At 60.8% G+C, this 26,455-nt stretch carries 24 protein-coding genes and 1 pseudogene; 19 read left to right on the plus strand and 6 right to left on the minus strand.

Going from position 1 to position 26,455, the window contains the following annotated elements; all coding sequences use genetic code 11:
* Positions 1 to 3: 3 nt before the first annotated feature.
* The 3 genes and pseudogenes from mmsB to H2509_RS05900 all read left to right on the plus strand — a co-directional run.
* Positions 4 to 924 (plus strand): annotated as a pseudogene (gene mmsB, locus H2509_RS05890) (3-hydroxyisobutyrate dehydrogenase); the annotation flags it as partial.
* 231 nt (positions 925 to 1,155) lie between these two features.
* A complete protein-coding gene (gene ldtR, locus H2509_RS05895) occupies positions 1,156 to 1,668 on the plus strand; it encodes a transcriptional regulator LdtR (RefSeq protein WP_182163244.1) in 513 nt (170 codons plus the stop codon).
* Between the two features lie 145 nt (positions 1,669 to 1,813).
* Positions 1,814 to 2,563, plus strand: a complete 750-nt coding sequence (locus tag H2509_RS05900; RefSeq protein WP_182163246.1) for an SDR family oxidoreductase — start codon at positions 1,814 to 1,816, stop codon at positions 2,561 to 2,563.
* Between the two features lie 28 nt (positions 2,564 to 2,591).
* On the opposite strand, the gene H2509_RS05905 is transcribed toward H2509_RS05900, so the two are convergent.
* Complete coding sequence (locus H2509_RS05905; RefSeq protein ID WP_182163248.1) at positions 2,592 to 4,931, minus strand: bifunctional salicylyl-CoA 5-hydroxylase/oxidoreductase; 2,340 nt, start codon at positions 4,929 to 4,931, stop codon at positions 2,592 to 2,594.
* Positions 4,932 to 5,162: 231 nt separating this feature from the next.
* Here H2509_RS05905 and H2509_RS05910 point away from each other — a divergent pair, with 231 nt between their 5' ends.
* From H2509_RS05910 to H2509_RS05935, 6 genes are read left to right on the plus strand one after another with little or no spacing between them, the layout of a single operon-like run.
* Positions 5,163 to 5,933 (plus strand): SDR family NAD(P)-dependent oxidoreductase, encoded by a 771-nt coding sequence (locus H2509_RS05910; RefSeq protein WP_182163250.1) that lies wholly within the window; start codon positions 5,163 to 5,165, stop codon positions 5,931 to 5,933.
* Positions 5,934 to 5,941: 8 nt separating this feature from the next.
* Entirely contained in the window at positions 5,942 to 6,490 is a 549-nt protein-coding gene (locus H2509_RS05915) for a MarR family winged helix-turn-helix transcriptional regulator (RefSeq protein ID WP_182163252.1), read from the plus strand.
* Positions 6,483 to 7,337: an enoyl-CoA hydratase family protein gene (locus H2509_RS05920; RefSeq protein WP_182163254.1), complete on the plus strand. Its 855-nt coding sequence runs from the start codon at positions 6,483 to 6,485 to the stop codon at positions 7,335 to 7,337. Before H2509_RS05915 ends, H2509_RS05920 begins: the two co-directional genes overlap by 8 nt.
* Before the next feature lie 21 nt (positions 7,338 to 7,358).
* Complete coding sequence (locus H2509_RS05925; protein WP_182163256.1) at positions 7,359 to 8,540, plus strand: acyl-CoA dehydrogenase family protein; 1,182 nt, start codon at positions 7,359 to 7,361, stop codon at positions 8,538 to 8,540.
* Positions 8,541 to 8,558: 18 nt separating this feature from the next.
* The gene (locus H2509_RS05930) at positions 8,559 to 10,187 is read left to right on the plus strand and encodes a benzoate-CoA ligase family protein (RefSeq protein ID WP_182163258.1); all 1,629 of its coding nucleotides are present in this window, start codon (positions 8,559 to 8,561) and stop codon (positions 10,185 to 10,187) included.
* A 45-nt stretch (positions 10,188 to 10,232) separates the two neighbouring features.
* Positions 10,233 to 10,706, plus strand: coding sequence for a RidA family protein (locus H2509_RS05935; RefSeq protein ID WP_408022666.1), 474 nt, complete (start codon positions 10,233 to 10,235; stop codon positions 10,704 to 10,706).
* A 14-nt stretch (positions 10,707 to 10,720) separates the two neighbouring features.
* Here H2509_RS05935 and H2509_RS05940 read toward each other — a convergent pair whose 3' ends face one another.
* The 5 genes from H2509_RS05940 to parE form a co-directional block, all read right to left on the minus strand.
* Complete coding sequence (locus H2509_RS05940) at positions 10,721 to 11,767, minus strand: GGDEF domain-containing protein (protein ID WP_182163260.1); 1,047 nt, start codon at positions 11,765 to 11,767, stop codon at positions 10,721 to 10,723.
* A 178-nt stretch (positions 11,768 to 11,945) separates the two neighbouring features.
* Positions 11,946 to 13,415, minus strand: a complete 1,470-nt coding sequence (locus H2509_RS05945) for a DEAD/DEAH box helicase (protein ID WP_182163262.1) — start codon at positions 13,413 to 13,415, stop codon at positions 11,946 to 11,948.
* A gap of 275 nt (positions 13,416 to 13,690) precedes the next feature.
* Positions 13,691 to 14,155 (minus strand): hypothetical protein, encoded by a 465-nt coding sequence (locus tag H2509_RS05950; protein ID WP_182163264.1) that lies wholly within the window; start codon positions 14,153 to 14,155, stop codon positions 13,691 to 13,693.
* A gap of 53 nt (positions 14,156 to 14,208) precedes the next feature.
* Entirely contained in the window at positions 14,209 to 14,979 is a 771-nt protein-coding gene (locus tag H2509_RS05955; RefSeq protein ID WP_182163266.1) for a sulfotransferase family 2 domain-containing protein, read from the minus strand.
* A gap of 216 nt (positions 14,980 to 15,195) precedes the next feature.
* On the minus strand, positions 15,196 to 17,262 hold the full coding sequence (parE, locus tag H2509_RS05960; RefSeq protein WP_182163268.1) for a DNA topoisomerase IV subunit B: 2,067 nt from the start codon (positions 17,260 to 17,262) through the stop codon (positions 15,196 to 15,198).
* A gap of 771 nt (positions 17,263 to 18,033) precedes the next feature.
* On the opposite strand from parE, the gene H2509_RS05965 reads away from it, so the two are divergent.
* The 10 genes from H2509_RS05965 to H2509_RS06010 all read left to right on the plus strand — a co-directional run bounded on the left by H2509_RS05965 (position 18,034) and on the right by H2509_RS06010 (position 26,443).
* The gene (locus H2509_RS05965) at positions 18,034 to 18,867 is read left to right on the plus strand and encodes a tetratricopeptide repeat protein (RefSeq protein WP_182163270.1); all 834 of its coding nucleotides are present in this window, start codon (positions 18,034 to 18,036) and stop codon (positions 18,865 to 18,867) included.
* A 519-nt stretch (positions 18,868 to 19,386) separates the two neighbouring features.
* On the plus strand, positions 19,387 to 20,688 hold the full coding sequence (locus H2509_RS05970) for an ABC transporter substrate-binding protein (protein WP_328805011.1): 1,302 nt from the start codon (positions 19,387 to 19,389) through the stop codon (positions 20,686 to 20,688).
* A gap of 123 nt (positions 20,689 to 20,811) precedes the next feature.
* Positions 20,812 to 21,774 carry a carbohydrate ABC transporter permease gene (locus tag H2509_RS05975; protein ID WP_182163274.1) on the plus strand — a complete coding sequence of 321 codons (963 nt, stop codon included), beginning with the start codon at positions 20,812 to 20,814 and terminating at the stop codon, positions 21,772 to 21,774.
* Positions 21,771 to 22,721, plus strand: coding sequence for a carbohydrate ABC transporter permease (locus tag H2509_RS05980; RefSeq protein WP_182163276.1), 951 nt, complete (start codon positions 21,771 to 21,773; stop codon positions 22,719 to 22,721). Before H2509_RS05975 ends, H2509_RS05980 begins: the two co-directional genes overlap by 4 nt.
* On the plus strand, positions 22,718 to 23,008 hold the full coding sequence (locus tag H2509_RS05985) for a hypothetical protein (protein ID WP_182163853.1): 291 nt from the start codon (positions 22,718 to 22,720) through the stop codon (positions 23,006 to 23,008). The genes H2509_RS05980 and H2509_RS05985 overlap by 4 nt, the downstream gene beginning before the upstream one ends.
* 10 nt (positions 23,009 to 23,018) lie before the next feature.
* Complete coding sequence (locus H2509_RS05990; RefSeq protein WP_182163278.1) at positions 23,019 to 24,122, plus strand: ABC transporter ATP-binding protein; 1,104 nt, start codon at positions 23,019 to 23,021, stop codon at positions 24,120 to 24,122.
* A 1-nt stretch (position 24,123) separates the two neighbouring features.
* Positions 24,124 to 25,137 carry an ABC transporter ATP-binding protein gene (locus H2509_RS05995; RefSeq protein ID WP_182163280.1) on the plus strand — a complete coding sequence of 338 codons (1,014 nt, stop codon included), beginning with the start codon at positions 24,124 to 24,126 and terminating at the stop codon, positions 25,135 to 25,137.
* Positions 25,134 to 25,745: a dihydroxyacetone kinase subunit DhaL gene (gene dhaL / locus H2509_RS06000; protein WP_182163282.1), complete on the plus strand. Its 612-nt coding sequence runs from the start codon at positions 25,134 to 25,136 to the stop codon at positions 25,743 to 25,745. Before H2509_RS05995 ends, dhaL begins: the two co-directional genes overlap by 4 nt.
* Positions 25,742 to 26,131 (plus strand): dihydroxyacetone kinase phosphoryl donor subunit DhaM, encoded by a 390-nt coding sequence (gene dhaM / locus H2509_RS06005; protein ID WP_182163284.1) that lies wholly within the window; start codon positions 25,742 to 25,744, stop codon positions 26,129 to 26,131. Before dhaL ends, dhaM begins: the two co-directional genes overlap by 4 nt.
* A gap of 9 nt (positions 26,132 to 26,140) precedes the next feature.
* A complete protein-coding gene (locus tag H2509_RS06010; RefSeq protein ID WP_182163286.1) occupies positions 26,141 to 26,443 on the plus strand; it encodes an HPr family phosphocarrier protein in 303 nt (100 codons plus the stop codon).
* Positions 26,444 to 26,455 lie beyond the last annotated feature (12 nt).

Raw genomic sequence — 26,455 nt, forward strand, 5'->3', positions numbered from 1 at the left:
TGGGATCGGCAAATCAGGGAGGAATTCATGGCGACGATCGGCTTTATCGGGCTTGGCAACATGGGTGGGCCGATGGCGGCCAATCTCGTGAAGGCCGGGCACACGGTCTACGGCCTCGATCTTTCGGATGCCGCAAGGGCCGCATTCGCCGACGCCGGCGGCAATCCGGTCGAAGGCATTGCCGAAGCCGTCTCCCAGTCCGACGTGGTGATCTCGATGCTGCCGGCGGGCGCTCACGTGCGCAAGGTCTATACGGGCGAGGACGGAATTCTGGAGAACGCGCGCCCCGGCACGCTGCTGATCGATTCCTCCACCATCGATGTGGAAAGCGCGCGCGCCGTCGCCAGCGCGGCGGAGGCAGCCGACATGGTCATGGTCGATGCCCCGGTATCGGGCGGCGTCGGCGGGGCCACAGCCGGCACGCTGACATTCATGGTCGGCGGTACGGATGCGGGCTTTGCCGCCGCGCGTCCCTACCTGGAGGTCATGGGCAAGACCATCGTCCACGCGGGCGGCGCGGGCAACGGCCAGGCGGCGAAGATCTGCAACAACATGATCCTCGGCATTTCGATGATCGCGGTCAGCGAAGCCTTCGTGCTGGCGGAGCGCCTTGGCCTCGATCATCAGAAGCTCTTCGACATCTCTTCCACGGCATCCGGACAATGCTGGTCGTTGACCACCTATTGTCCCGTCCCGGGACCGGTGCCGACTTCACCGGCCAATCGCGACTATCAGCCGGGCTTTGCGGCCGCCATGATGCTGAAGGATCTGAAGCTCGCCCAGGAAGCAGCCAGCACGTCCGGCGCATCCACGCCGCTGGGAGCCGAGGCCGCCGCCCTCTACAACCTTTTTTGCAACTCGGGCGAGGCGGGTACGGATTTCTCCGGTATCGTCAAATTCCTGCGCGGCAAGGCTTCCGCCTGATGCACCTGCCGCGATCGCCGCAATTGGAACGGGCGGTTATCCGCCCGTTTTCATTGAGTCCGGTGCGAGCGGTTGGTAAATCAACTGTCAAAATAACCTATTGAATTCATGACTGGATTTAAGAATTGATTCAGTCTGCTTTTTAAGAGCATTTTATATTTCCTCCTCTAAGGTCAGCTTCAAGGTGACAAAAATAATGCACCTACAAGGCAAACATAGAGGCGAAGACAGATGATCACGGCAAAAAGGGCAGTTGACCAGGTCGTCAATGTTGAGGACGATGCAGAAATCAAGCCGCTTTATCTTGAAGCGTTGACGCTTGTCGAAAGACTGCATCGTCGTCTTCTGGACGTCATCAAGGACGAGTTCGACCGGATGGGCCGCTCGGACGTCAATGCGGTTCAGGCGTTGCTTCTCTTCAACATCGGCGATGCGGAGCTGACGGCGGGCGAACTTCGCAGCCGCGGCTACTACCTGGGCTCGAACGTCTCCTACAACCTGAAGAAGCTCGTCGAGATGGGTTATATCCATCACCAGCGCTCACGCATGGATCGCCGTTCGGTGCGCGTCAGCCTGACCGACAAGGGCATCGCGGTGGCGGAGATCGTCGGCGATCTCTATAACCGTCACATGCTTTCCGTGGAGCAGGTTGGCGAGATCGGCGTGGACGATTTCAAGCAGCTCAACAAGTCGCTGCGTCGTCTGGAGCGTTTCTGGACCGACCAGATCCTCTACCGCCTGTAAGATCTTCAGGCATGCAGATCGTGAGAAAGGCCGCTCTTCGGGAGGAGAGCGGCCTTTCTCGCTTGCAGATGCGGATCTCAAAACGGGTCGTGACGGAAAGGGATGCCCGCTAGTTGGTAAGCCTCCATGCAGAGGAGGGAAGCCAATGGGTATGTTGCCGGAGAAAGTCGCGATCGTGACGGGCGCGTCGTCGGGTATCGGCCGTTCGATCGCGGTGACGTTTGCTGGCGAAGGCGCCGCCGTCGTATTGAGCGGCAGAAACGAAGCGGCGTTAGAGGAAACCGCGGTAGCGATCCGCAGGCAGGGCGGTCGCGCCGTTGCGGTCGTTGGCGACATCGTTTCGCCCGGCACACACGAGGGTCTGGTGTCGATTGCGGAAAGGGAATTCGGTGGCCTGGATATTGCCGTCGACAACGCCGGAACCACCGGCCCGATAAAGCCTCTTGCCGAGGTATCGGAACAGGAATGGCGGGAAACGCTCGGCACCAATCTTGACGCTGCTTTCCTCGGCGCTCGCAGTCAGATACCCGCCATGCTCGCGCGCGGCGGCGGGTCGATCATCTACACTTCCAGTTTCGTCGGCACCAGTGTCGGGCTGCCGGGAATGTCCGTCTATGCAGCGTCGAAGGCCGCCCTCATGGGGCTGGTTAAGGGCATAACCGCCGATTATGCGGCCAGCGGGATCAGGGCGAACGCCTTGCTGCCGGGTGGCGTCGACACGCCGATGGCGGGCGACGAAGCGCAAAAGGAATGGGCAGCCGGACTGCATGCCATGAAGCGGATCGCCCAGCCGGAAGAAATCGCAAGGGCGGCTCTCTTCCTGGCCGGACCCATGGCGAGTTTCGTCGCCGGTTCCGCACTCTTTGCTGACGGCGGCAACGCATCGGTGAAATAGGCATCGTATCGCGACTGGAGCGGCGGGATTACTCCGCCGCTTCCCGGAAGGCGGGATTGTGCGTCTTCGGCTTGGCCTTCAGCTTCAGTTCGATCAGGTCGGCGCGTTCTCGCTCAGCGTTGCGCAAGAGTTGCGACTTGCCCGGCGCATACTGGACAGGCGCGAAGATTGTCGGAACGCCGCATTCGCCGGCTGCCCTCAACGTGAAGGACGGATCCGCCAGATGTGGGCGCCCTAGCGCAATCAGGTCGGCGCGTCCTGCGGCAAGGATCGTGTTCGCCTGGTCGGCCGAGGTGATGGCGCCCACCGCCATGGTGGCCAGCCCGCCTTCGTTGCGGATCTGGTCGGCAAACGGCGTCTGGAACATGCGGCCATAGATCGGGGCGCTTTCCGGTGCTGTCTGTCCGCTCGAGCAGTCGACCAGATCGACGCCGGCTTTATGGAAGGCTTTGGCGATCCTGACCGCGTCGTCACCGGTAATGCCTCCCTCGATCCAGTCGGTCGCGGAAATGCGCACCGACATCGGCTTCTCGTTCGGCCAGATGGCCCTGAGCGCCCGGAAGACCTCGAGCGGAAAGCGAAGGCGGTTTTCCAGCAAGCCGCCATATTCGTCCCGCCGCCGGTTGGTAACGGGCGAGAGGAAGCTCGCAAGCAGATAGCCGTGCGCACAATGCAGCTCCAGCATGTCGAACCCGCAGGCGATGCCCCGCTTCGCCGCCGCCACGAAATCCGCGGTCACCCGGTCCATGTCCGCGCGGGCCATTTCGCGCGGCGTCGGGCTGTCGGGGTAATAGGGCAGGGCGGAGGGTGCGATTACCGGCCAGCCCTCATCGTCCGGCAGGGGCCGATCCATGCCCTCCCACATCAGCTTCGTGGCGCCCTTGCGGCCGGCATGGCCGAGCTGGAGGCAGATCTTCGCCTTCGAATTGGCGTGGACGAAATCGACGATGCGCGTCCATGCGGCTTGCTGCTCGTCATTCCAAAGACCGGTGCAGCCGTGGGTGATGCGGGCATCCGGCGACGGGCAGGTCATCTCGGTGAAGACCAGTCCGGCCCCACCCAACGCACGTGCTCCGTAGTGGACGAAATGGAAATCCTGCGGCATGCCGTAGACGGCCGAATACATGCACATCGGCGAGACGACGAAACGGTTCTCGACGGTCATTCCACGCAGGCGAAACGGCTGGAAGGCGGGCGGTATCGGGTTCTGCGTATCGATGTCGAAGCCTTGCGCCTTCACGGTCCTGGCGAAGGCCCGGCTCGCCTCCCTGACGAATTCGGGCGCGCGCAGTGCGAGGTTGTCGTAGGTGATCGCCTTGGAGCGGGTCATCACGCCGAAGGAGAAGGTCACCGGATCCATCGGCCAGTAGCGTTTCACATGCTCGAACCAGACCAGCGAGACGTCGGCGGCGTGCTGGGTCTTTTCCACTTCCTCGCGGCGCGTTGCCTCGAAATCGGCAAGCGCACCCTCCACCGTGTTCTGGCGACGGAAACTCTCGTAGAGGCCGATCGCGTCTTCCATGGCGAGCTTGGTGCCGGAGCCAATGGAAAAATGCGCCGTCGACTTCGCGTCGCCGAGCAGCACCACGTTATCCATGGTCCAGCGTTCGTTGCGGATCATCGGAAACTGGCGCCAGAGCGAGCGGTTGATCATCAGCGGATGGCCGTCGAGCTCCTCGGCGAAAACGCCTTCCAGAAATCGTGCGGATTCCTCCTCGCTCATTGAGCCGAGCCCGGCCTTGTCGAAGGTCTCGGGATCCGTCTCCAGCACCCAGGTCGAGCGGCCCGGCTCATACTGATAGGTATGGGCGATGAAGATGCCGTGTTCCGTTTCCTTGAAATAGAAGGTGAAGGCATCGAGCGGTTTGGTTGAGCCCATCCAGGTGAACTTGTTCGGCCGCAGGTCGACGCGCGGCCGGAAATGCTCGCGGTGGCTTTCGCGGACCGCGGAATTGATGCCGTCTGCGGCGACGATGAGATCCGCGCCTTCAAGCTGGCCCAGGCTTGTGATCTCGGTCTCGAAATCCATCTCAACGCCGAGTTCGTGCGCCCGCTCCTGCAAAAGAAGCAGGAGGGTCCGGCGTGAGCAGCCGCAAAAGCCATTGCCGCCAATACGATGTACGCTGTCCTTGAAGTGGATTTCTATGTCGTCCCAATAGGCGAAATTCTCGGTGATCGCGCGGTAGCTCGGCTTGTCGTATGCCTCGAACGTGTCGAGCGTCTGGTCGGAGAAGACGACGCCGAAGCCGAATGTGTCGTCGGCGCGGTTGCGCTCGTAGACCCGGATTGCCGCGCCCGGCTTATGTTTCTTCATCAGGATCGCGAAATAAAGGCCCGCCGGTCCTCCGCCGATGATCTCGATCCGCATGGGAGCTCTCCCTTTTGCCACCAGATCACGATGAGCTTGGATCGGCCCGATCAAATCTCATAAAACGTGATCGCTTCTAAATATCTAGAGCGGGATTATCGGCGAAAACCGCTCACACTTTTCGCCATCCCGCTCTATCGCCGCCGCTCGCTGACGTTGGAGCGGCTTGCGTCGTCCGACGAGATATTTTAAGCTTAAAATAATTCGCGACGCAATGGTGGGGACGAAAACGTGCGCGACGAACCGCTTCATGGACGGCATGCGCTGGTAACGGGAGGCTCGCGCGGGATCGGTACGGCGATAGCCCGCCGCCTCGCCGAAAGGGGCGCAACCGTCACGATCCTCGGGCGCGAAGCGGTCCGCCTGGAGCAGGTGGCGAAGGAAATCGGAGCGGATGGCTTCGTGACTGCCGACGTCACTGACCGCGATGCCTTGACTGCAGCGATTGCCGAAGCCGAGGCCACACATGGCGGCGTCGCGATCCTCGTCAACAATGCTGGCGCGGCCGAAAGCGCCCCTTTCCTGAAATCGTCGCCCGAACTCTTCTCGCGCATGCTGTCGGTCAACCTGGAAAGCGTGGTGACGGCCTGCCATGCGGTGCTGCCGGGCATGATCGCGGAAGGCTACGGGCGCGTGGTCAACATTGCCTCGACGGCCGGGCTGAAGGGCTATCGCTACGTTTCCGCCTATGTCGCGGCGAAACACGCGGTGATCGGTCTCACACGAGCGCTGGCGCTGGAGACGGCGGAGCGCGGCGTAACGGTCAATGCTATCTGCCCGGGCTTCACCGATACGGACCTGCTTCGCGGCAGCGTCGAGCGCATCGTCGAAAAGACCGGCCGCGACGAGGCCGAGGTCATTTCGGAGATGGTGAAGGACAATCCGCAGAAGCGGCTGATTGCGCCGGAGGAAATCGCCGATGCCGTCATCTGGCTCGCAAGCCCCTCTGCCAGGAGCGTGACGGGTCAGTCGATCGCCATTGCCGGCGGCGAGGTCATGTGAGGGGGGATATGGCGGATATTCCGATATTCGGTGAAGGCGAGGTGGACGCGGAGACCCGCGCCAACGGTGCCGCCGGCCACAAGGACGAGCTTCGGCTTTGGCTGCGGCTACTTACCTGCACCAACCTGATCGAGGCAGAGATCCGCTCGCGCCTGCGCTCCCGTTTCGATGTCACGCTGCCGCGCTTCGACCTGATGGCGCAGCTTGAGCGCGCGCCGGACGGCATGACGCTCGGCGAATTGTCGAAGCGGATGATGGTCTCCGCCGGCAATGTCACCGGCCTCGTCGACCGGCTTCTGCAGGACGGCCTGCTGGAGAGGCGCCGGGCGCCGGGCGACCGGCGATCTTCGCTCGTGCGCCTGACGGCTGCGGGCCATGACAGCTTCAGGGCGATGGCGGAAGCCCATGGCGACTGGATCGGCGATTTCTTCGCCGGCCTCGGCGACGACGACGTCGACGCGTTGATGGCGTTGCTCGGCCGCACCAAGGCATCCGTGCGCGGAGCGATCGAAGGCCAGGCCGGCATAGCCGGCGAGGGGGAGACGGACAATGTCTGATGACGCGCCACGCGGCCAGGAAACCTATGCCATCACGCCGCCTGTCCGCGATTACCGCCCCCGGCACTTTCTGCTGGAGGTTGCCGGCAAGACGGCGACGATCACGCTCAACCGCCCGGAGCGCAAGAATCCGCTGACTTTCCAGTCCTACGCGGAACTGCGCGATCTCTTTCGCGCCCTGCAATTCGACGACGATGTGAAGACAGTCGTCGTTACCGGCGCGGGCGGCAATTTCTGTTCCGGCGGCGATGTGTTCGAAATTATCGAGCCGCTCCTGTCGCGCGACATGCCGGGCCTTCTCCAGTTCACCAGGATGACGGGCGAACTGGTCAAGGCGATGCGCGCCTGTCCGCAGCCGATCGTCGCGGCCATCGACGGGATCTGTGTCGGTGCCGGCGCCATTATCGCCATGGCGTCGGACCTTCGCGTGGGCACGGCGCGCGCCAAGGTCGCCTTCCTGTTCAACAAGGTCGGCCTCGCTGGCTGCGACATGGGCGCCTGCGCCATCCTGCCAAGGATCATCGGCCAGGGGCGGGCGTCAGAGCTTCTCTATACCGGCCGCGTGATGAAGGGCGACGAAGCCGAGCGCTGGGGCTTCTTCAATCGGCTCGTCGAGCCGGAAGCGGTCCTCGTCGAGGCGACAGTCCTTGCAAACGAACTTTCCGCCGGTCCGACATTCGCCAACGCCATGACAAAGCGCATGCTGCACATGGAGTGGGACATGTCGGTCGATCAGGCGATCGAGGCGGAAGCCATGGCTCAGGCCGTCTGCATGAAGACGGAGGACTATCGCCGCGCCTTCGAGGCCTTCGCCAGTAAGCAGACGCCGGTCTTCAAGGGCGATTGAACCAGGGAACGACTAAGCGAGATGGCTGACAAGAGCTTCCTGTCCTGGCCCTTCTTCGAGGATCGCCACCGCGACCTGGCCGCTTCGCTCGAACACTGGGCCGCGGAAAATGTCGCAGGCCTGAGCGACCATGGTGATGTAGACGCCAGCTGCCGTCGACTGGTAGCCGCGCTTGGGAAAGCCGGCTTCCTGCGCCATGCGATCCCGCAAGCCTACGGCGGTGCCTCGGAAGCGCTCGACGTACGTTCGCTCTGCATCATCCGCGAGACGCTGGCCCGGTTCGATGGCCTTGCCGACTTCGCCTTCGCCATGCAGGGGCTCGGCACGGGGTCAATCTCGCTGGCTGGTTCTGCAGAGCTCAAGGCGCGCTATCTGCCGCCGGTAGGGCGCGGAGAGAAGCTCGCCGCATTCGCTCTCTCCGAGCCGGAGGCGGGCTCCGATGTCGCGGCGCTGGCAACGCAGGCTGATCCGGACGGTCCGAACCATGTGGTGTTGAACGGAACCAAGACCTGGATTTCCAATGGCGGCATCGCCGACCACTATGTGGTTTTCGCCAGGACGGGCGAGGCGACCGGCGCGCGCGGCCTTTCCGCCTTCGTGGTCGATGCCGACACGCAGGGATTGACGATCGCGGAGCGCATTGAGACCATCGCGCCGCATCCGCTGGCGACGCTATCCTTCGAAAATTGCAGGGTTCCCATCAGCCATCGCCTCGGTAATCCGGGCGAGGGCTTCAAGGTGGCGATGGCCACGCTCGACATCTTCCGTTCCACTGTTGGGGCGGCAGCCCTGGGTTTCGCGCGCGCCGCGCTCGACGCCACGCTCTCGCATACGACGAGCCGGCAGCTCTTCGGCGCGCCGCTTGCCGATCTGCAGATGACGCAGGCATCGCTCGCCGACATGGTGGCTGAGGTCGATGCAGCGGCCCTTCTCGTCTACCGCGCTGCCTGGACCAAGGATCGGGGGGCGGCTCGCGTCACGCGCGAGGCAGCCCTTGCCAAGCTCGTCGCCACCGAGAACGCGCAAACCGTCATCGACCGCGCCGTGCAGCTTCACGGCGGTATGGGCGTTACCGTCGGCTCGAAAGTCGAAGCGCTCTATCGCGAGATCCGGGCGCTGCGCATCTACGAAGGTGCATCTGAGATCCAGAAGCTTGTGATCGCCCGTCAGGCGATCGCCGATCACGTTGCCAAGGTTGGGTGAGGGCAGGAGAGGACCGTCATGGTGAAGTCAGCCCATGTCGATACGTTCACGGCCGACAATCTGCCGCCGAGGGAACAGTGGCCGGAATTCATCAATCTCGACAGCCTGGGCTATGGCGAGCGCATGAACTGCGCCGTCGAGCTGATAGACCGGAACATTGAGGCTGGACTGGGTGGCAAATATGCGGTGATCTCGCCCGAGCTGCGCTGGACCTATAGCGAACTGTCGCGCACCGTTGCCCGCATAGCCCATGTACTGGTGCAGGATTTCGGCCTGAAGCCAGGCAACCGGGTGCTCTTGCGCTTCCCCAATTCTCCGATGATGGTCGCCGCCTATTTTGCCGTGCTTCGGGCCGGCGGCGCCGTTGTCGCCACCATGCCGTTGCTGCGCGCGAAGGAGCTCTCCGCGATCGCCGGAAAAGCGCAGATCTCGCTTGCTCTCTGCGACCACCGCCTGCGGGAGGAAATGGAGAAGACGGCCGCACAGGTGCCTGAACTGGTTTCGATCCTCTATTCGGGAAGCGGCGAAGGAAGCTCCCTTGAGGCGCGGATGGCGGAAAAGGCGCCGGAATTCACGCCGTGCGATACGGCGGCGGACGACGTTTGTCTGCTCGGCTTCACTTCCGGCACGACCGGCGAGCCGAAGGCGACCATGCACTTCCACCGCGATATGCTGGCAATTTGCGACTGCTATTCGCGCGAGGTCTTGCGGCCTCAATCGAGCGATGTCTTCATCGGCTCGCCGCCGCTTGCCTTCACCTTCGGTCTTGGCGGGCTCGTGCTCTTCCCGTTCCGCGCCGGCGCGACGGCGGTGCTGCTGGAAAGAGCCGGACCCGACGATCTGCTCGCCGCCATCCCCTATTATAAGCCTTCTGTGTTGTTCACCGCGCCTACCGCCTATCGCGCCATGCTCGCCAAGCTGACCGGCGTCGATTTTTCGTCGCTTCGCAAATGCGTCTCGGCTGGCGAGCCCCTGCCGAAGGCGACCTTCGACGATTGGCAGCAGGCGACCGGCATTTCGATCATGGACGGCATCGGCGCCACCGAGATGCTGCATATTTTCATCGCCGCCCGCGAAGAGGAAATCCGCCCCGGCGCGACGGGCAAGCCGGTTCCAGGCTACGAAGCCAGGGTGGTCGATGAGGACGGCGAGGAGGTTCCCGACGGAACACCCGGAAAGCTTGCGGTACGCGGGCCCACAGGCTGCCGCTATCTCGCCGATCCAAGGCAGGCCGACTACGTGAAGGACGGCTGGAATATTACCGGCGACACCTATATCCGCGACGCCGATGGCTATTTCTGGTATCAGGCCCGCTCCGACGACATGATCATCTCCGCCGGTTACAACATCGCCGGGCCGGAGGTTGAAGCGACGCTTCTTGCCCATCAGGCCGTCGCGGAATGCGGGGTTGTCGCTCAGCCGGATCGCGAACGAGGGCAGATCGTCAAGGCGTATGTCGTGTTGAAGCCCGGTGTGTCGGGCGATGCCGCACTTGTCAAAGCCTTGCAGGAGCACGTAAAGGCGGAGCTTGCGCCATACAAATATCCGCGCGCCGTCGAATTCGTCGACAAGCTGCCAAGGACCGAGACCGGCAAGCTGCAACGCTTCGCCCTTCGCGAAATCGCGGCCGCCAGTGCCTCGTCGTGAAGCCGACAATCGGGCTTCTGGAAAAGAAATTCAGGGAGTGACGCCGTGAGCCTCAGCGAAAAAGGCACTCAGCCAGGCAAGGCCGCAGCCATTGACGCAGGTTCGCCGCCCCTTCAACCGTTGTTGCCTGATGGCTGGCCGGTGCCGAAAGGCTATGCCAACGGCATGGCCGGTGAGGGCCGCGTGGTGTTGACGGGCGGGCAGGTCGGCTGGACGCCCGAAGGCGTCTTTTCGCCCGACTTCATAGAACAGGTGCGCCAGACGCTGGAAAATATCGTCAAAGTGGTGGAAGCGGCCGGCGGGAGGGCGGAGCATATCGGCCGGCTGACCTGGTATGTTACCGATATCGACCGCTATCGCGCGTCGCTGAAGGATCTTGGCCCCGCCTATCGCTCCGTCATGGGGCGGCATTTCCCGGCCATGGCAGTTGTTCAGGTCGTCTCGCTGGTCGAGCCGGAAGCCATGGTGGAGATCGAGGGGACGGCGATCATCCCCAAAAACGAAGGTAAAATCTCCTAGGGTTCGGACCCCGGTCAGGCAACCTCGGCGTCGAGGTCGCCGTCCGTCTGGACCTGATTGCGGCCGGCGCGCTTGCCGGCATATAGCGCGGAATCGGCACGCGCTATGAGGGATTGCGCCGTATCGCCCGGCCTATAGGCGGCCGCGCCAATGGTAATCGTTATGCGTCCCAGATTTTCGCCGGTCGAGCGCTTCACCAATTCCTTCGAATAGACGGCTCGGCGGATGTGTTCGGCAACAGTCGCGGCCTGGCTCAGCGAGGTTTGCGGCAGAATGATCGCGAATTCCTCACCGCCATAACGGCAGGCAATATCGTGGCCCTTGACGTTTTGCTTCACCGCAAGCGCGACAAGGCGCAGTACCTGATCTCCGGTTTGATGGCCGAAATTATCGTTGAACTGCTTGAAGTGATCGATATCCGTGATCAGCAGGGAGAGGGGCTCGCCGGACTTTTCCGTTTCCTGTACCAGCCGCTCGATGATTTGGTCGAAGTGCTTTCGATTGTTGAGGGTGGTCAACTCGTCGGTCATGGACTCGTAGCGGATCGCTTCAAGGCTTTCCTGAAGCGACTCTATCTGCTTCCTGGATGTAACGAGCTGGTTTTCAAGCGAACGGTTGGCGTCTGCCGTATCCTGCGTCGCTTTCAGGATCCCTGCAATCAGGGATTTCAATTGAGCCGGATCGAGTAATGTTTGAAGTTGATCGATTGCTCCGGAAAGGGCGGTCCCATATTCGGATATGATATCCGTATTCTGGCCAAGCCTGTCGACCATATCCCGGATCTCATCGGAGAGCTTTTCTCCCACCTGGTCGATTCGTTCCCCCAACCGGTGAGGCGAAAGAAATCTATTATATATCTGCTGCAGCTCTTCGGTAGTAATGCGCCCCTGAGATCCAACCACTTCATTGACGGCGCGATTTAATGAATGATTGAAGCCGGCTGAATACGTGTACCAGAGCTCATAATAGCGCGGGTAGGCGGGAAGCGTATTCTTCCGTATATAATTTAACGCAGCGTCACCGTATACAATCGTACGCTTGAAATCGTCTTCCTGAGCCATGAAGCCTTCCATGCGTTCCTGCGAGCATTTGACTTTCAAACCGCTCGTCGGCCCGAATATTTAATTAAGAATAATCACTGGAAACGCTTAAATTGCAGTTAAAAAACTCGCAGAAACGATTATTGACGCTCCGTCAGATAAGGAAAGCCAAGAACTCCGATTGAAATATTCGGAATTCTCAACCCGTGCGTTTCGGCCTGGGGTCACGAAGCAGGAATGCCGGGACGTGATCACCGAGGCCAACGACCGCTTCCTCGGCCCGCGAACCCCGATCGCGCCCGGAATGCTCCCGCTTCGGGCGCTTGCGTGTGTCCGCGGGCTTCGGGTTCGAATTGTCGTTGGTGATCGTGCTGCTTCGGCTTGCGGTCCGTGCTTCGCCGCCCGCTTCTTCGGCAGATCGCTCACGCTTCCTGGGGGCTCGCTTGGACTTGCTGTCCGTCGTCCTGGACGTGTCGGATGACTTTTCCGCCGAGGTCTTCCTGCGGCGGCGATCGCTACGTGCTTCGGCCTCGGCACTGAAATCGATTGCTTCGCCTTGCCACTCGATCTTCCTGTCGATGAGTTTCTCAATCGCGGAGAGGTATTTCTCGTCGCCAGGCGTCACGACCGTATAGGCGGTGCCGGACCTGCCGGCACGTCCCGTGCGTCCGATGCGGTGGACGTAGTCTTCACTATGAATTGGGACGTCATAGTTGAAGACGTGGCTGACGTCGGGAATATCGAGACCACGGGCTGCGACATCGCTTGCCACAAGAAGAGAAACCTCGCCCTTCCTGAAACTATCGAGCGTGCTCATGCGCGAGCGTTGATCCATGTCGCCATGCAGCGCGCCGACCGAATAGCCGTGCCTCTCGAGCGAACGAAAAAGCGTCTGAACGTCGCGCTTGCGATTGCAGAAGATGATGGCGTTCTTCAAGTCTTCGGCGTCATCAATGAGCGAGCGCAGCACTGCGCGTTTCTCGAAATCCTTTGAAGGGGAGGCCGCGACCTTCTGCGTTACGGTTTCGGCAGTGGACGACGTCTTCGCCACTTCCACGCGCACGGGATTGTGCAGGAAAGTGTCGACAAGGCGCTGGATTTCCGGCGGCATGGTTGCCGAGAAGAATAGCGTCTGGCGTGTGAAGGGGATCAGCTTGCAGATGCGCTCGATGTCGGGAATGAAGCCCATGTCGAGCATCCGATCGGCTTCGTCGATGACGAGGATCTCGACACCCTGAAGAAGAAGCTTGCCGCGCTCGCTGTGATCGAGCAGGCGGCCGGGTGTGGCGATCAGCACATCGACGCCGCGATCGAGCTTCTTGTCCTGGTCGCCGAAGGATGTGCCGCCGATCAGCAAAGCCACGTTCAGCTTGTGGTTTGTTCCGTATTTGAGGAAGTTTTCTTCCACCTGGGCGGCTAGTTCGCGTGTCGGCTCAAGAATGAGGGTTCGCGGCATTCGCGCCCGGGCACGGCCCTTTTCGAGAAGGGTAAGCATCGGAAGCGTGAAAGAGGCCGTCTTGCCGGTACCCGTCTGCGCAAGGCCAAGCACGTCCCTGCGCTCCAGCACATGCGGGATAGCGCCAGCCTGGATCGGAGTGGGTTCCTTGTAACCGGCAGCTTCAACGGCTGCGATAACTTTTTCGCTCAGCCCGAGTGCAGAAAAGGACATGTTACCTATGTATCATCAGGAGGGTATGTCCGTTATTCCCCAAGGACCAGCATTGATCGCAGAGCCATGAACCGGACAATTTGGCGCGCACACTACAGTTCGATTTGGAAAAGTCAATGATTACGGAGTGCCATTGGCGGGAACCCGACCTTCTGCAGCATCGAGATCAATATCCGTCGAAAAGATCGATTGATTCAACGTTGAGAATCGCGAATGCACGAACACCGCCTGAATGTCACGTTAACGCGGGAAATGGCCATGTCATCTCGTATGGATTAGTTGGTCGTTTCCCGAAAGATATACGCAGGCTTTTCGCCCGATTCGATAAATAGTTCATACGTTACTTCGTCACCGGCTGGAGTGGCAGTGTCTACGAATGCCGATATTTCGCCATTTTCAATTTCGCTGCGAAGATCCAAAACGCGCTCGCCGCTTTCACGGAGTTCCACGATCTCCATTGTTCGCGCAGGAGTGTCTTCTCCCCGCCATTGAACAAAAAGCCTGTCCCGTTCCTCCAACCGCAAGACGACGAAGCGAGCCCCGCTCTCGCCCGGTCCCGCAACAACGGACATTTGTTGGATGCCGCTTGGCAGGTGCGCAACAAAATCATCGATTTCGTCGGCGAGTCCGACCCTCACGGTGCTTACGAGCGAAAGCGCGACGACAAGCAGATGCTGGCGCCACAGAAACCTGATTTTGCGCAAATGTTTGCGCCGGTTCATGCTAAGGGCAAAGTGCAATCAGTTTCCTTCGCTGGTTGGCCGGAATCATACGCACTGCAACTGGGCTATAACTAGGCTATCCTGCGTTCCGCCTGATTGGAATGGTCTGAATGACCCACGCCCCTGGGAAGGGCCGACATCTCCGCCTTCGAATAGAAAGCGTCATAATCGCGCTTGTAGCGCAGGCGCACTCTTGTCTTGGTGGAAGAAGGCAGGCTGTGAAACAGGCTTTCATCCTGCTCGATTGTATCGGTGTCGATATCGGGGAGCGGCCCGGGGTCCGCCAGATCGCGCGTCGCCGCCATTTCACGCATGATCTCCCAGTCGCTTTCCAGTGATTCAAGTCGCAAGATGGATTGAGGGACGATGCGACCATCCAGCGAGATCATTGAACTTTGGCTTCTTATATGACTGTCCGCGCGCAGATCGGAGAGGGCGCATGCGCGCTGCGCGAAGGCGTCAAAGGATATTCCTTTCCGGAACCCATAGACGTGCCAGGTTTCAGAGATCGTGTCGCGCTCCAGTATCTGCCTGCGAAAAGCAGCCGCCAGCCGAGTGCCGGGATCTCTCACCAAAGCGATCGTGAATATATCGGGGCTGAGCCTTTGCAGCTTGCGGGCCGTGACCAATTGCAGGTCATCCATCCAGAGGAAGTCATTCGATGCTTCGCTTGATTTACCGGCCTTTTCGCGCAGGATATGGATCAATGTGTTCCGCGTGAGATCGTCGCCCGTATGAGGCAATCGCGCGCAGGCAATCCTGATGGCCGGAGCATAGAAAAAATGGTGGTCGCGAAGCGGCCGCCTTATACGGTCATACGCTTTATAAACTGTTTCAAACATTGCCTGACGCTACAATCCTAAGGGGTACTATTGCGCTTATCCGCCGCCACAGCATATCCCGCTAAATCTGAATCGGATTTTGCGCCATGGATATGCTCAAGATATTGATCCTGTAGCGCTTTCCACGAACGCAATTCCGCTTGCATGAAAAGCGCTTTGGTGGCGGAATTCTGCACGAAATGCGAGAAAATACAAACTCTAAGTAGTTACGCTGCGTTAGATATCCAAATCTTCGGCGAACTCCGCGTTCTCCTGAATGAATGTGAAGCGGGCTTCCGGCTTGTTGCCCATCAGCCTTTCGACTGCATCACGGGTGGCGATCGCGTCGGCCTCGGCGATGGTAACGTTGAGAAGGGTCCGGTGTGCCGGCGACATGGTCGTTTCCTTCAACTGGCCCGGCAGCATCTCGCCGAGGCCCTTGAACCGGCCGATTTCGATCTTGCCCCTGCTCTTGAACTCGCTGGCAATCAGCTCGTCCTTGTGCCTATCGTCACGGGCGTAAAGAGTCTTCCCGCCCTGGCTGAGCCGATAGAGCGGCGGCACAGCCAGGAACAGATGCCCGTTCGCAATGAGTTGCGGCATCTCGCGGTAGAAAAACGTGATCAGAAGCGAAGCGATATGGGCGCCATCCACGTCGGCGTCCGTCATGATGATGACCCGCTCGTAGCGCAGCTCGCTGTCGCAATAAGATGAGCGCGTGCCGCAGCCGAGCGCCTGAACGAGGTCGGCAAGCTGCTGGTTTGCGGCCAGTTTGTCGCGACCGGCGCTTGCGACATTGAGGATCTTCCCACGCAGCGGCAGCACGGCCTGGTTTTGCCGGTTGCGCGCTTGTTTTGCCGAGCCGCCGGCCGAATCGCCCTCGACGATGAAGAGTTCCGTGCCGCCAGCCTGGCTGGTCGAGCAATCGGCAAGCTTTCCCGGCAGACGCAATTTGCGCACAGCCGTTTTGCGGGCGACATCCTTTTCCTGGCGACGACGGAGCCGTTCCTCGGCGCGGTCGATCACCCATTCCAGCAGCTTGTTCGCCTGATTGGGGGAGGCGGTGAGCCAATGGTCGAACTCGTCGCGCAATGCGTTCTCGACGACGCGTGTTGCTTCGCCGGTGGCCAGTTTGTCCTTGGTCTGACCGACGAATTCCGGCTCGCGGATGAAGACCGACAGCATGGCGCCGGCCGAGGTTAGCACGTCGTCGCCAGTAATAAGTGAGGCCTTCTTGTTGCCGACCAACTCGCCGTAGTTCTTCAATCCGCGCAGGAGCGCGTAGCGCAGGCCCGCCTCGTGCGTTCCACCTTCGGGGGTCGGCACCGTATTGCAGTAGGAATTCACGAAACCGTCGCCGGCGAACCAGCACACCGCCCACTCAACAGCGCCGTGCTTGCCCGTATTCTGCGTGCGACCGGCAAAGACGTCGTCGATGACGCGCCGCTCCTTGCCAAGCGCGTCGACGAGATAGTCGCGCAATCCGCCGGGGAAGTGGAACACGGCCTCGGAAGGCGTCGCATCTTTTTCGCCGATCAGTTCCGGCGCGCAGCGCCAGCGGATCTCGACACCGGAGAAGAGGTAAGCCTTCGAGCGCGCCATCTTGAACAGGCGCGCAGGCTCGAAACGGGCGCCCTTGCCGAATATCTCCTGGTCCGGGCGGAATTTCACCATGGTGCCGCGCCGATTGTGTACCTCGCCAACACAGCCGAGCGGCGATTGCGGCAGGCCGCGACGGAATACTTGACGATAGAGTTTTCGGGCCCGTGCCACCTCCACGATCAATTCCTCGGAAAGGGCATTGACCACGGATACGCCGACACCGTGCAGGCCGCCGGAAGTCTCGTAGACCTTGCTGTCGAACTTGCCGCCTGCATGCAGGGTCGTCATGATCACTTCGAGGGCCGATTTGTCCCGAAACTTCGGATGCGGATCGACAGGAATGCCGCGTCCGTTGTCGGTAACGGTGAGATAGCCCTCGGTATCGAGCAGCACCTCGATCCAGGTGGCGTGGCCGGCGACGGCCTCGTCCATTGAATTGTCGATCACCTCGGCAAAGAGATGATGCAGTGCCTTTTCGTCTGTCCCGCCGATATACATGCCCGGGCGCCGACGCACCGGTTCCAGCCCTTCCAGGACCTCGATATCGTGGGCGGTGTATTCGCCATCGCTGCGGCCGCTCGCCGGCTTCGGGGGGGGCTGCCGTTCCTTGCGGCCGGCGCCCGCGCCTTTGGGCTTTACGGCCCCAGACAGAGTTGGCTCCTCAGGCTGGAAGCTGGCAAAAAGATCGTTTTTGGCGCTCATGCCGCTTGTCCCCACATCGGGCCTGCGCCCGCCGAATCACGAGTCAATTGTCGCAAGTGCCGCGCATTGCCGCAAAAGGCAATCGCAATCTGGTCTGGCATTGTGGGAAAAGTGGGCCTTTCATTGGTGTCGAGAGGATGCCGGAGAAGGGTGGGCTGAGCCGCATTCACTAAAATTGCAGCTTATTTCGATAGTCGAAACAACGATGCGTCAATTGTTTGATGCTTGAATTTTAAGGTTCTTGCTTCCTGGCGGTTCTCACCCGAGCGTTGTCGGCAGGGGGCGGGCACCAAAAATGCGGCGAGGCGGGCGCGCAAAGATTTGAACGGTGTGGCAGCGTTGCATCGGTTTGGTGGAAGAGCTGGAAAATCCGAGATTTGCGCAATGTTGCGGGGCTTTACGTGGACGGGCAGGCAGGCGGATTGAAATGGCTTTGCCGCACTTGTTGTGGATCTGCAACAGCTGACATGCACGCTTTGGAATAAAATCGAAACAACAGCCACGGGACGCTTTCAGGCTCTTCGAAGAGATGATGCGGGTCTGTTGGCGATGAATGCCGGGGGGCGAAACCGGTAGGCGCCGTGCATCCCGCTTCTTTTGCGGTAATGCCGTAGTCTTGCCGAAAAATGGGCCCATGATGTGTTGATTGGACAACAAGATCACGGGCTAAGGGATGGCAGCCCGCCGATGCGGGCGAAAATCAGTGCCGGAAAAGCCGGTCGATCGTTGGAGAGGCGTCGACGGCCCTGGCCGGCAGACGAAAACAGAGCGATGCGTATTCTTAGATCAGGCTTTGTGCTTGCCGGTTCGCTGGTGCTGTTATTGACCGCGCCTTCGCTTGCACTCGACGGCCAGAAGGTGACGGAAGGCGGCGTGATCAGCCCGTCGGATATGTCGCCGGGCGAAGCGCTGCGGGTCGGGACGAAATTCTACTATGCCGGCGAAAAGGCGCGTGCCGTCGATTCGCTGCGTTTTGCCGCCGACAACGGACACCCGCTTGCCGCCTGGAAATTGGGGCGTATGTATGCCGCAGGAGACGGCGTCGAGGAAGACGATATCAAGGCCTTCGAATATTTCCGTCAGATCGCAACGCAATATGGCGATGACAGTCCCACATCGCCGCGCGCTCCCTTCGTCGCCAACGCCTTTGTCGCACTCGGTGGCTATTATCTGACGGGCATTCAGGACTCCGCTATCGAGCCGAATACGGCCAAGGCGAAGGAAATCTTCACCTATGCCGCATCCTATTTTGGCGACGCGGATGCTCAATATCAGCTCGGCAGGCTGTATCTTGAAGACAAGACGCAGAACACGCGCATGGCGGCGCGCTGGCTAAAATTGGCGGCCGGGAAGGGCCACGTCGAAGCGCAGGGACGCCTCGGAGAACTGCTCTTCACTTCGGATGCTTTCGGCGACAGCAAGGCTCGCGGCCTGATGTGGCTGACGATCGCGCGCGAACGGGCTCGTCCGGACCGCGAAGGCTGGATCGTCGAGACGCAGGAACGCTGCTTTGGCCTTGCAGATGAGGCAACACGCCGCCGGGCCGAACGCCTTGCCAGGTCGTGGCTGGACAAGAACCCGATAACGATTGCTGGAAGCAACTGAAGCCGGCGCTGAATTCTCTCCCTTCGCGTATCCAACAATGGCGCCGACAGGCGCCATTTCCGTTTCTGCAGACCCTGGCCGCCCGGATCGGGCGATGCATGAGAGGTCGGAGGCGTTCTTTCGGGCAACCGGATCGCCTGCGGTGCTCGTTTGTCCAAATGGTCCTGCTTCGACTGTGTTTAGTAAAATTCGACAAGTCGCAAACCCTCGAATACATCCTTTATCCATTTGATTTTATTTATATGTGCCAGAAATAATAACTATGATAACTACGGATTGCGATTTTGCACTGCAATAAAGCAATATTGCTCTGCGTCAACAAATTAAGTTGTCGTGTTTAGCAAAATGAACTTTACTAAACAAAGCGGTAAACACCAGCGGTGTCGTGGGGGTGTTTTCTTAGGTCTGCCTTAGTGTCGGCAGGCGCGTGAACTTGCGGAGGAATAAACGCAAGCCCGCTTGGGGTGGCATGCCGCTTTAACCTGGGAGGAGCACGTGAACAGATTCTTCAAGACGGCTGTGCCGTTGGTTCTGGCCACGGTGGCAAGCGGTGTTGCCGGCAAAGCGGCAAAAGCGGAAGACATCACACTTTGCTGGGCGGCCTGGGATCCGGCCAATGCGCTAGTGGAGCTTTCAAAAGACTTCACGGCGGAAACCGGCGTTGGCATGAAGTTCGAGTTCGTGCCCTGGCCCAATTTCGCCGACCGCATGCTGAATGAGCTGAATTCGGGCGGCAAGCTCTGCGATCTGATGATCGGTGACAGCCAGTGGATCGGCGGTGGTGCTGAAAACGGACACTACGTCAAACTGAATGAATTCTTCGACAAGGAGAATATCAGCATGGACGATTTCGCGCCGGCGACCGTCTATGCCTATTCGACCTGGCCGAAGGGTGAGCCGAATTACTACGCGCTTCCTGCCATGGGAGATGCAAACGGCTGGTTCTACCGCAAGGACTGGTTTGCGAGGCCGGACCTGCAGGCCGCGTTCAAGGAAAAATACGGCCGCGATCTCGCGCCGCCGAAGACGCAGCTTGAACTGAAGGACATTGCCGAATTCTTCCAGGGTCGCGAGATCGACGGGCAGAAGCGCTACGGTGTGGCGATCTTCACCGAGCGCGGCTCGGAAGGCATCACCATGGGAGCGACGGGAGCGCTCTACGCCTGGGGCTTCAAATACGAGAACACCCCCGGCAAATACGACATGGAAGGTGCCGTGAACTCGCCGGAAGCCGTGGAGGCGCTCGAGTTCTACAAGGAACTCTACAAGTGCTGCACGCCTCCGGGCTATACTGACAGCTACATGCAGGAAAGCCTGGACGCCTTCAAGTCCGGCCAGGTCGCCATGGCGATGAACTGGTTCGCCTTCTTCCCCGGCCTCTACAAGGACGAGCAGGTTGGCGGCGACAAGATCGGCTTCTTCGTCAACCCGGGCCAGAAGGTCGAAGCCTCGACGCTTGGCGGGCAGGGCATCTCCGTTATTGCCTATTCGGACAAGAAGGATCTCGCCCTGCAATACATCAAGTGGTTCGCCCAGCCGGAAGTGCAGAAGAAGTGGTGGTCGTTGGGTGGCTATTCCTGTCACGTGGCGGTGTTGAACGATCCGGGCTTCAAGGATAGCCAGCCCTTCGCCGCGGATTTCCTGCTTGCGATGGATGGCGTGCAGGACTTCTGGCAGGAACCGGCCTATGCCGAACTGCTGCTTTCCATGCAAAAACGCCTGCATGACTACGTGGTGGCCGACCAGGGCACGGCGAAGGAAGCTCTCGACAAGCTGATCGAGGACTGGACCGAAGTGTTCCAGGACGAAGGCAAGCTTTGACGCCGCACGACTGAAAAACAGAACCTCGCCCCGCCGAACTCAGGCGGGGCGATGGGAAAAGTGTCGGCGAAGCCCGTGCTTTTCGCCAATTCCATCCCGGCCCAAGCACCCATGGACCCTGAGATGACGAACTCATCGGCCAGCGAAGCCGTCGCCATCGGAGCGGCGAAGAGGACGCCCGAGGTGATCGCACGCCGGGTTCGCGGCCTTTCCGATCGGGCAATCGCATGGTTGTTCATCGCGCCGACCATCGTCCTGCTGCTGGCGATCAACGTCTTTCCATTGATCTGGACGGTCTACCTGTCCTTCACCAACTACAAGGCCAACCGTGCGGCGCGGGGCGTTGAATGGGTCGGCCTTGATAACTACCGCCGTGTCCTGACCGACAGCGATATCTGGCACAACATGCTGGTCACCGGGCATTTCCTGCTCTGGACCATGACTTTTCAGGTGCTGATCGGGTTTGGACTTGCGTGGTTGATCAACAAGAATTTCAAGGGCCATGGCGTCTGGACGACGGTCATCCTGCTGCCGATGATGCTGTCGCCCGCCGTGGTCGGCAACTTCTGGACGTTCCTCTACCAGCCGCAAATCGGCCTCTTCAACTACATCGTCGGCTTCTTCACCGGCGTCGATCCGTCGTCCTTCGAAATGATCGGCAGCGTCAATCTGGCGCCCTGGGCAATCGTCATCGTCGATACCTGGATGTGGACGCCCTACGTGATGCTGATCTGCCTCGCGGGGCTGAGATCCATTCCCGACTACATCTACGAGGCGGCGGAAGTCGACGGCGCCGGACCGCTGCGCACCTTCTGGTCGATCACGCTGCCCATGGTGTTGCCATTCCTGATGCTGGCGGTGCTTTTCCGGGCGATAGAGAACTTCAAGATGTTCGATCTTGTGGTCGAACTCACATCCGGGGGTCCGGGCTCGGTCACGGAACTCGCGTCCATCAATCTCAAGCGCGAAGCCTTCGAGAAATGGCGCACGGGCCTGTCATCGGCCTTCGCGATCATTCTTTTCGTCACCGTCTTCGGCGCCGCCAACATCTACGTGAAGGCGCTCAACCGGGTGAAGCAGAGATGAGCTCGACCACCGCCCATTCCGTCGTCGAACCCGGCCGTTATCTGCGCTTCTTCGCCGGCGCGGTCGTGGTCGTTTATGCGCTCGTCACCATGATCCCGCTGGTGTGGATCTTCATCACCGGCTTCAAGACGCCGCAGGATTCCATTTCCTATCCGCCGAAGGTGATCTTCGAGCCTTCGCTTGAGGGCTACGTGAACCTGTTCACCACGCGGACGCGGCAGACGCCGGATTATATGGCGACCTTGCCGCCGCCGGAGACCTGGTATGACGAACTGGTGCGCTCCCGGCAGATGGTGATCGCCGGGCCGTCGAAATTCGGCGAGCGCTTCATGAACTCGATCATCATCGGGTTCGGGTCGACCTTCCTCTCGGTCTTTCTCGGCACGCTGGCGGCTTATGCCTTTTCCCGCTTCCGCATACCCCTGGCCGACGACCTGCTGTTCTTCATCCTGTCGACGAGGATGATGCCGCCCATTGCGGTCGCGATCCCGATCTTCCTGATGTACCGGACGGTTGGGCTGTCCGACACGCATCTCGGCATGATCATCCTCTACACGACGGTGAACGTGTCGCTTGCCGTGTGGCTCCTCAAGGGTTTTGTCGATGAGATCCCGCGCGAATACGAGGAAGCCGCGCTTATCGACGGCTATACCCGCTTCCAGGCCTTCGTGAAGGTGGTCCTGCCGCAAATGGCGACCGGTATCGCGGCGACCGCGATCTTCTGCCTGATCTTCGCCTGGAACGAATATGCCTTCGCTCTGCTTCTGACCTCAGGCACCGCGCAGACGGCACCTCCCTTCATCCCGACGATCATTGGCGAGGGCGGCCTGGACTGGCCGGCCATCGGCGCGGGCGTAACGCTGTTCCTCTTGCCTGTGCTCGTCTTCACCATCCTGCTCAGGAAGCATCTCCTGCGCGGAATAACCTTCGGAGCGGTGCGCAAATGATACCGGACACCCATCTGAAGCCGGCACTGGCGGGGGAGGCGGAACGGCGTATCGAAGCGCAGCGGGCGCATCCGCCAAAGTCCAATGACAGCGGGCAGGGCGATATCGTCGAGCGAAACAGACGCATCCTTCGACGTGGACCGTGGGAAATGGCGGCAACGATCATCATCGGCCTTGGGGTGGTGATGCTGATGCAACCCTTCGCGTTGTCGCTCTTCACCTACTCGTTCGTCACCATCCTGGCCGGGACGGTGATGTTCATCATCGTCAGCCATTTTCCGGACTAGCGGGGCAGGCATGGCCGAGATCAGGGTCGACAGTCTGAAGAAATCGTTCGGAGATTTCACCGCCGTGAAGGACTCCAACTTCACGGTGGAGAATGGCGAGTTCTTCGTCATGCTGGGGCCGTCCGGCTGCGGCAAGACAACGACGCTTCGAATGATCGCGGGCCTCGAAATGCCGTCCTCCGGCAAGATCCTGCTCGATGGCGACGACGTGACCTTCAACCGGGCATCGCATCGCGACATTGCCTTCGTGTTCCAGCTCTTCGCGCTCTATCCGCATATGAACGTGCGCAGGAACATCGGCTTTCCGCTGATTTGCCAAGGAATTGGGCGAACGGAGATACGTCGGCGGGTGGAAGAAACCGCAAGGCTGCTGAGGATCGACCATATTCTCGACAAGCCGGTCTCGGGGCTGGCTGGCGGCGACCGCCAGCGGGTGGCCCTCGGGCGCGCCATCGTTCGCCGACCCAAGGCCTTCCTGATGGACGAGCCGCTGGGCACGCTCGATACGGAATTCCGCGACCTGATGGTCCGGGAACTGCGCGAGCTGCACAACAACATTGGCGCAACGACTGTTTACGTGACGCATGACCAGATCGAGGCCATGGCGATGGCCGACAAGATCGCGGTCATGAACCATGGGGTCATCGAGCAGTTCGGCCCGCCGCAGGAAATCTACGACCGGCCGGCCACGATGTATGTGGCCGACTTCATCGGATCGCCGCCGATGAATTTCCTGGCCTTTCGGGCCAGCCTGCCGAAGGGCGGCAGCAATATCGATATCGGCAATGCCTCGATCGAAATTCCCGAGCTTCGCGAAGAGGTCGAGGAAAGCGACCTGATGCTTGGCGTGCGGCCGGAGCATATCCGCCTCGATGACACGTCGGCTTTCAGGGGAAAGGTCATCGGCACCGAATATCTGGGCACGACGCAGATCGTGACGATCTCGACCGATCACGGGCAGCTCAAGGCGCGCTTCGCCGCTGACATCCCGGTGCGGGAAGGCGAAACGGTGGGGCTGTCGTTTGCAGGCGAGCGGCTTTCGGTGTTCGACCGGGGATCGGGGCGGGCGTTGCACAGTGCGCTCCACGACACACATGCCGAGACGGGAGGGTGAGATGGCGAACGTTTCCCTCCGCAATATCGACAAGTCATTCGGCGAGACCAAAGCGGTCAGGAATGTGACTTTCGAGGTCGCAAAGGGTGAGTTTCTCGTCCTGTTGGGGCCGACGGGTGCGGGAAAGACGACCACCCTTCGTCTTGTTGCCGGGTTGGAGAAGCCGGATGCCGGATCGGTGCTGATCGATGGGGCCGATGTTACCTCGGCAGCGCCCGCCAGCCGGGATGTGGCTTTCGTCTTCCAGCAGTATTCGCTCTACCCACATCTTTCGGTCTACGACAACCTGGCATTCCCGCTGCGCTCTCCGGCAAGGCGGATGCCGGAGGACGAAATCCGCTCACGCATCGAGGCGGTCGCCGGGATGCTCAGGATCGGCGGCAAGCTGCAGAACCGCTCGACAAAGCTGTCCGGCGGCGAGATGCAGAGGGTGGCGATCGGGCGGGCGCTGGTGCGTCGCCCCGCGATCTATCTGATGGACGAGCCGCTATCCTCCCTCGATGCCAAGCTGCGCGCCGATCTGAGGCTGGAGCTGAAGCGGATCCAGCGCGATCTCGGTGCGACGATCCTCTATGTCACCCATGACCAGATCGAGGCCATGACCATGGCAGACAGGATCGGCATCCTGTCGGAAGGACGGCTGGTGCAGGTCGGCAGCCCGCGCGAGATCTACGCCGACCCGGACAACGTCTACGTGGCGGCGCGCCTCGGCCAGCCGTCGATCAACGTCCTGCCGCTCGGCGCCTTGCCGGTCAGGAGCGCGCCCAGGACCGCCTATTCGGTCGGGGTGCGCACGGAGCATCTCGACATTTCTCGGGACGGAGGTCCGGGGGCCAATGCGCGGCTTGACTGGGTGGAACATCTCGGCGACCAGAACCACCTCCATATCCGGTTGGGCGATCACCGCCTGACGATCCTAGCCCAGCCGGGCACGGATCTGTCGGCCGGTGAGGCACTCAGGATCGAGGCAGCGAACCCTCTCTTCTTCGACGAGGACGGCAGGCGGATCAGATGACGGAAGCCGGCAATACGAGAACGCGCAGGCTGATCGAGGCCGTAGCGGCAACGATCATCGAGCATACGGGAGAGCTGACCGAACTCGACTCGGCGATCGGCGACGGCGATCACGGGCAGAACATGAAACGCGGCATGACGGCGATCTTGGACGATCTTGATGCTATCGCAGCCAAGCCGCTGCCGGAGGCGCTGAAGGCGGCCGGAACGCAGCTTGTCATGAAGGTCGGCGGCGCATCCGGTCCGCTCTACGGCACGCTGTTCATGGCGCTCGGCAAGGAGATTGCGCCGGACCCGACGCGCGATGACCTGACGCATGCCTTCGCTGCCGCGATCGAGGCGGTGAAAGTGCGCGGCAAATCGGATGCCGGCCAGAAAACGATGCTCGACGTGCTCGTGCCGGTCTGCGAGGCGCTGCGCAACGGCGGCAGCGCGCGGGAGATCGACGAGGCGGCGGAGAAGGCGCGGGATGCGACTAGGGACATGCAGGCGCAAAAGGGGCGGGCGTCTTTCCTGCGCGAGCGGTCGATCGGACATATCGATCCCGGCGCGCGGTCGAGCCAGCTGATGATTGCTGCCGTGATTGACGTTCTTGGGGAGGGAGCATGAGCAATGTAGGGATCGTCATCGTGTCCCATTCGGCGAAGGTTGCCGAGGGAACCGCGGACATGGTGCGGCAGATGGTCGGTGAAGAGGTGCCGGTCGGCTATTGCGGCGGCGATCCGGACGGCGGTCTCGGCACCAGCGTCGAAAGCATTCTGAAGGCTGTCGATACGGCCTGGTCGGATGCCGGGGTGGCAATCCTGGTCGATCTCGGCGGAGCCGAAACGAACAGCGAAATGGCGGTCGAAATGCTACCCGTCGAACGCAAGACGAAAGTGGTTGTCTGTAATGCGCCGATCGTGGAGGGCGCCGTGATCGCGGCGACGGAAGCGGCCGGCGGCGCGTCGCTCGACGAGGTGCGCAGGACGGCCGAAGAGCTGTCGGCACAGTGAGGTTGAGGAATGTCCGTACCCGCCCAGTCCACCAAGGTGCTGATGATTCACGAAGCGGGCCTGCATGCGCGCCCTTCGGTGAAATTCACCAAGCTGGCCAAGCGCTTCGGCGCGGCAATCGAGATCTCGGCGCAGGAGGAAGGCCCGTGGATCGATGCCAAGAGCATCGTCAAGGTGATGGCGACCCGGATCCCGAAGGGAACGATGCTGCATATCCGGGCGACAGGGGAGGACGCCGGTGAGGCGATCGCCGCGTTGAGCGCCCTGGTGGAACAGGATTTCGAGGACGAAACGGTCGAAGGCGGCGCATAGATGATTGCCCCG

It is taken from the genome of Stappia albiluteola, from assembly GCF_014050225.1.
In the GTDB taxonomy this organism is placed as follows: Bacteria; Pseudomonadota; Alphaproteobacteria; order Rhizobiales; family Stappiaceae; genus Hongsoonwoonella; species Hongsoonwoonella albiluteola.

What these genes read in the sequence shown, in the direction of transcription:
- H2509_RS05980 (WP_182163276.1), top strand. Translation starts at nt 21,771, where the DNA reads ATGAGCTCGACCACCGCCCATTCCGTCGTCGAACCCGGCCGTTATCTG.
- H2509_RS05930 (WP_182163258.1), top strand. Translation starts at nt 8,559, where the DNA reads ATGGTGAAGTCAGCCCATGTCGATACGTTCACGGCCGACAATCTGCCG.
- H2509_RS05920 (WP_182163254.1), top strand. Translation starts at nt 6,483, where the DNA reads ATGTCTGATGACGCGCCACGCGGCCAGGAAACCTATGCCATCACGCCG.
- ldtR (WP_182163244.1), top strand. Translation starts at nt 1,156, where the DNA reads ATGATCACGGCAAAAAGGGCAGTTGACCAGGTCGTCAATGTTGAGGAC.
- H2509_RS05990 (WP_182163278.1), top strand. Translation starts at nt 23,019, where the DNA reads ATGGCCGAGATCAGGGTCGACAGTCTGAAGAAATCGTTCGGAGATTTC.
- H2509_RS05945 (WP_182163262.1), bottom strand. Translation starts at nt 13,415, where the DNA reads ATGTCCTTTTCTGCACTCGGGCTGAGCGAAAAAGTTATCGCAGCCGTT.
- H2509_RS05955 (WP_182163266.1), bottom strand. Translation starts at nt 14,979, where the DNA reads ATGTTTGAAACAGTTTATAAAGCGTATGACCGTATAAGGCGGCCGCTT.
- H2509_RS05985 (WP_182163853.1), top strand. Translation starts at nt 22,718, where the DNA reads ATGATACCGGACACCCATCTGAAGCCGGCACTGGCGGGGGAGGCGGAA.
- H2509_RS05905 (WP_182163248.1), bottom strand. Translation starts at nt 4,931, where the DNA reads ATGCGGATCGAGATCATCGGCGGAGGACCGGCGGGCCTTTATTTCGCG.
- H2509_RS05975 (WP_182163274.1), top strand. Translation starts at nt 20,812, where the DNA reads ATGACGAACTCATCGGCCAGCGAAGCCGTCGCCATCGGAGCGGCGAAG.
- H2509_RS05900 (WP_182163246.1), top strand. Translation starts at nt 1,814, where the DNA reads ATGGGTATGTTGCCGGAGAAAGTCGCGATCGTGACGGGCGCGTCGTCG.
- dhaL (WP_182163282.1), top strand. Translation starts at nt 25,134, where the DNA reads ATGACGGAAGCCGGCAATACGAGAACGCGCAGGCTGATCGAGGCCGTA.
- H2509_RS06010 (WP_182163286.1), top strand. Translation starts at nt 26,141, where the DNA reads ATGTCCGTACCCGCCCAGTCCACCAAGGTGCTGATGATTCACGAAGCG.
- H2509_RS05940 (WP_182163260.1), bottom strand. Translation starts at nt 11,767, where the DNA reads ATGGCTCAGGAAGACGATTTCAAGCGTACGATTGTATACGGTGACGCT.
- H2509_RS05995 (WP_182163280.1), top strand. Translation starts at nt 24,124, where the DNA reads ATGGCGAACGTTTCCCTCCGCAATATCGACAAGTCATTCGGCGAGACC.
- H2509_RS05925 (WP_182163256.1), top strand. Translation starts at nt 7,359, where the DNA reads ATGGCTGACAAGAGCTTCCTGTCCTGGCCCTTCTTCGAGGATCGCCAC.
- dhaM (WP_182163284.1), top strand. Translation starts at nt 25,742, where the DNA reads ATGAGCAATGTAGGGATCGTCATCGTGTCCCATTCGGCGAAGGTTGCC.
- H2509_RS05915 (WP_182163252.1), top strand. Translation starts at nt 5,942, where the DNA reads ATGGCGGATATTCCGATATTCGGTGAAGGCGAGGTGGACGCGGAGACC.
- H2509_RS05965 (WP_182163270.1), top strand. Translation starts at nt 18,034, where the DNA reads ATGCGTATTCTTAGATCAGGCTTTGTGCTTGCCGGTTCGCTGGTGCTG.
- parE (WP_182163268.1), bottom strand. Translation starts at nt 17,262, where the DNA reads ATGAGCGCCAAAAACGATCTTTTTGCCAGCTTCCAGCCTGAGGAGCCA.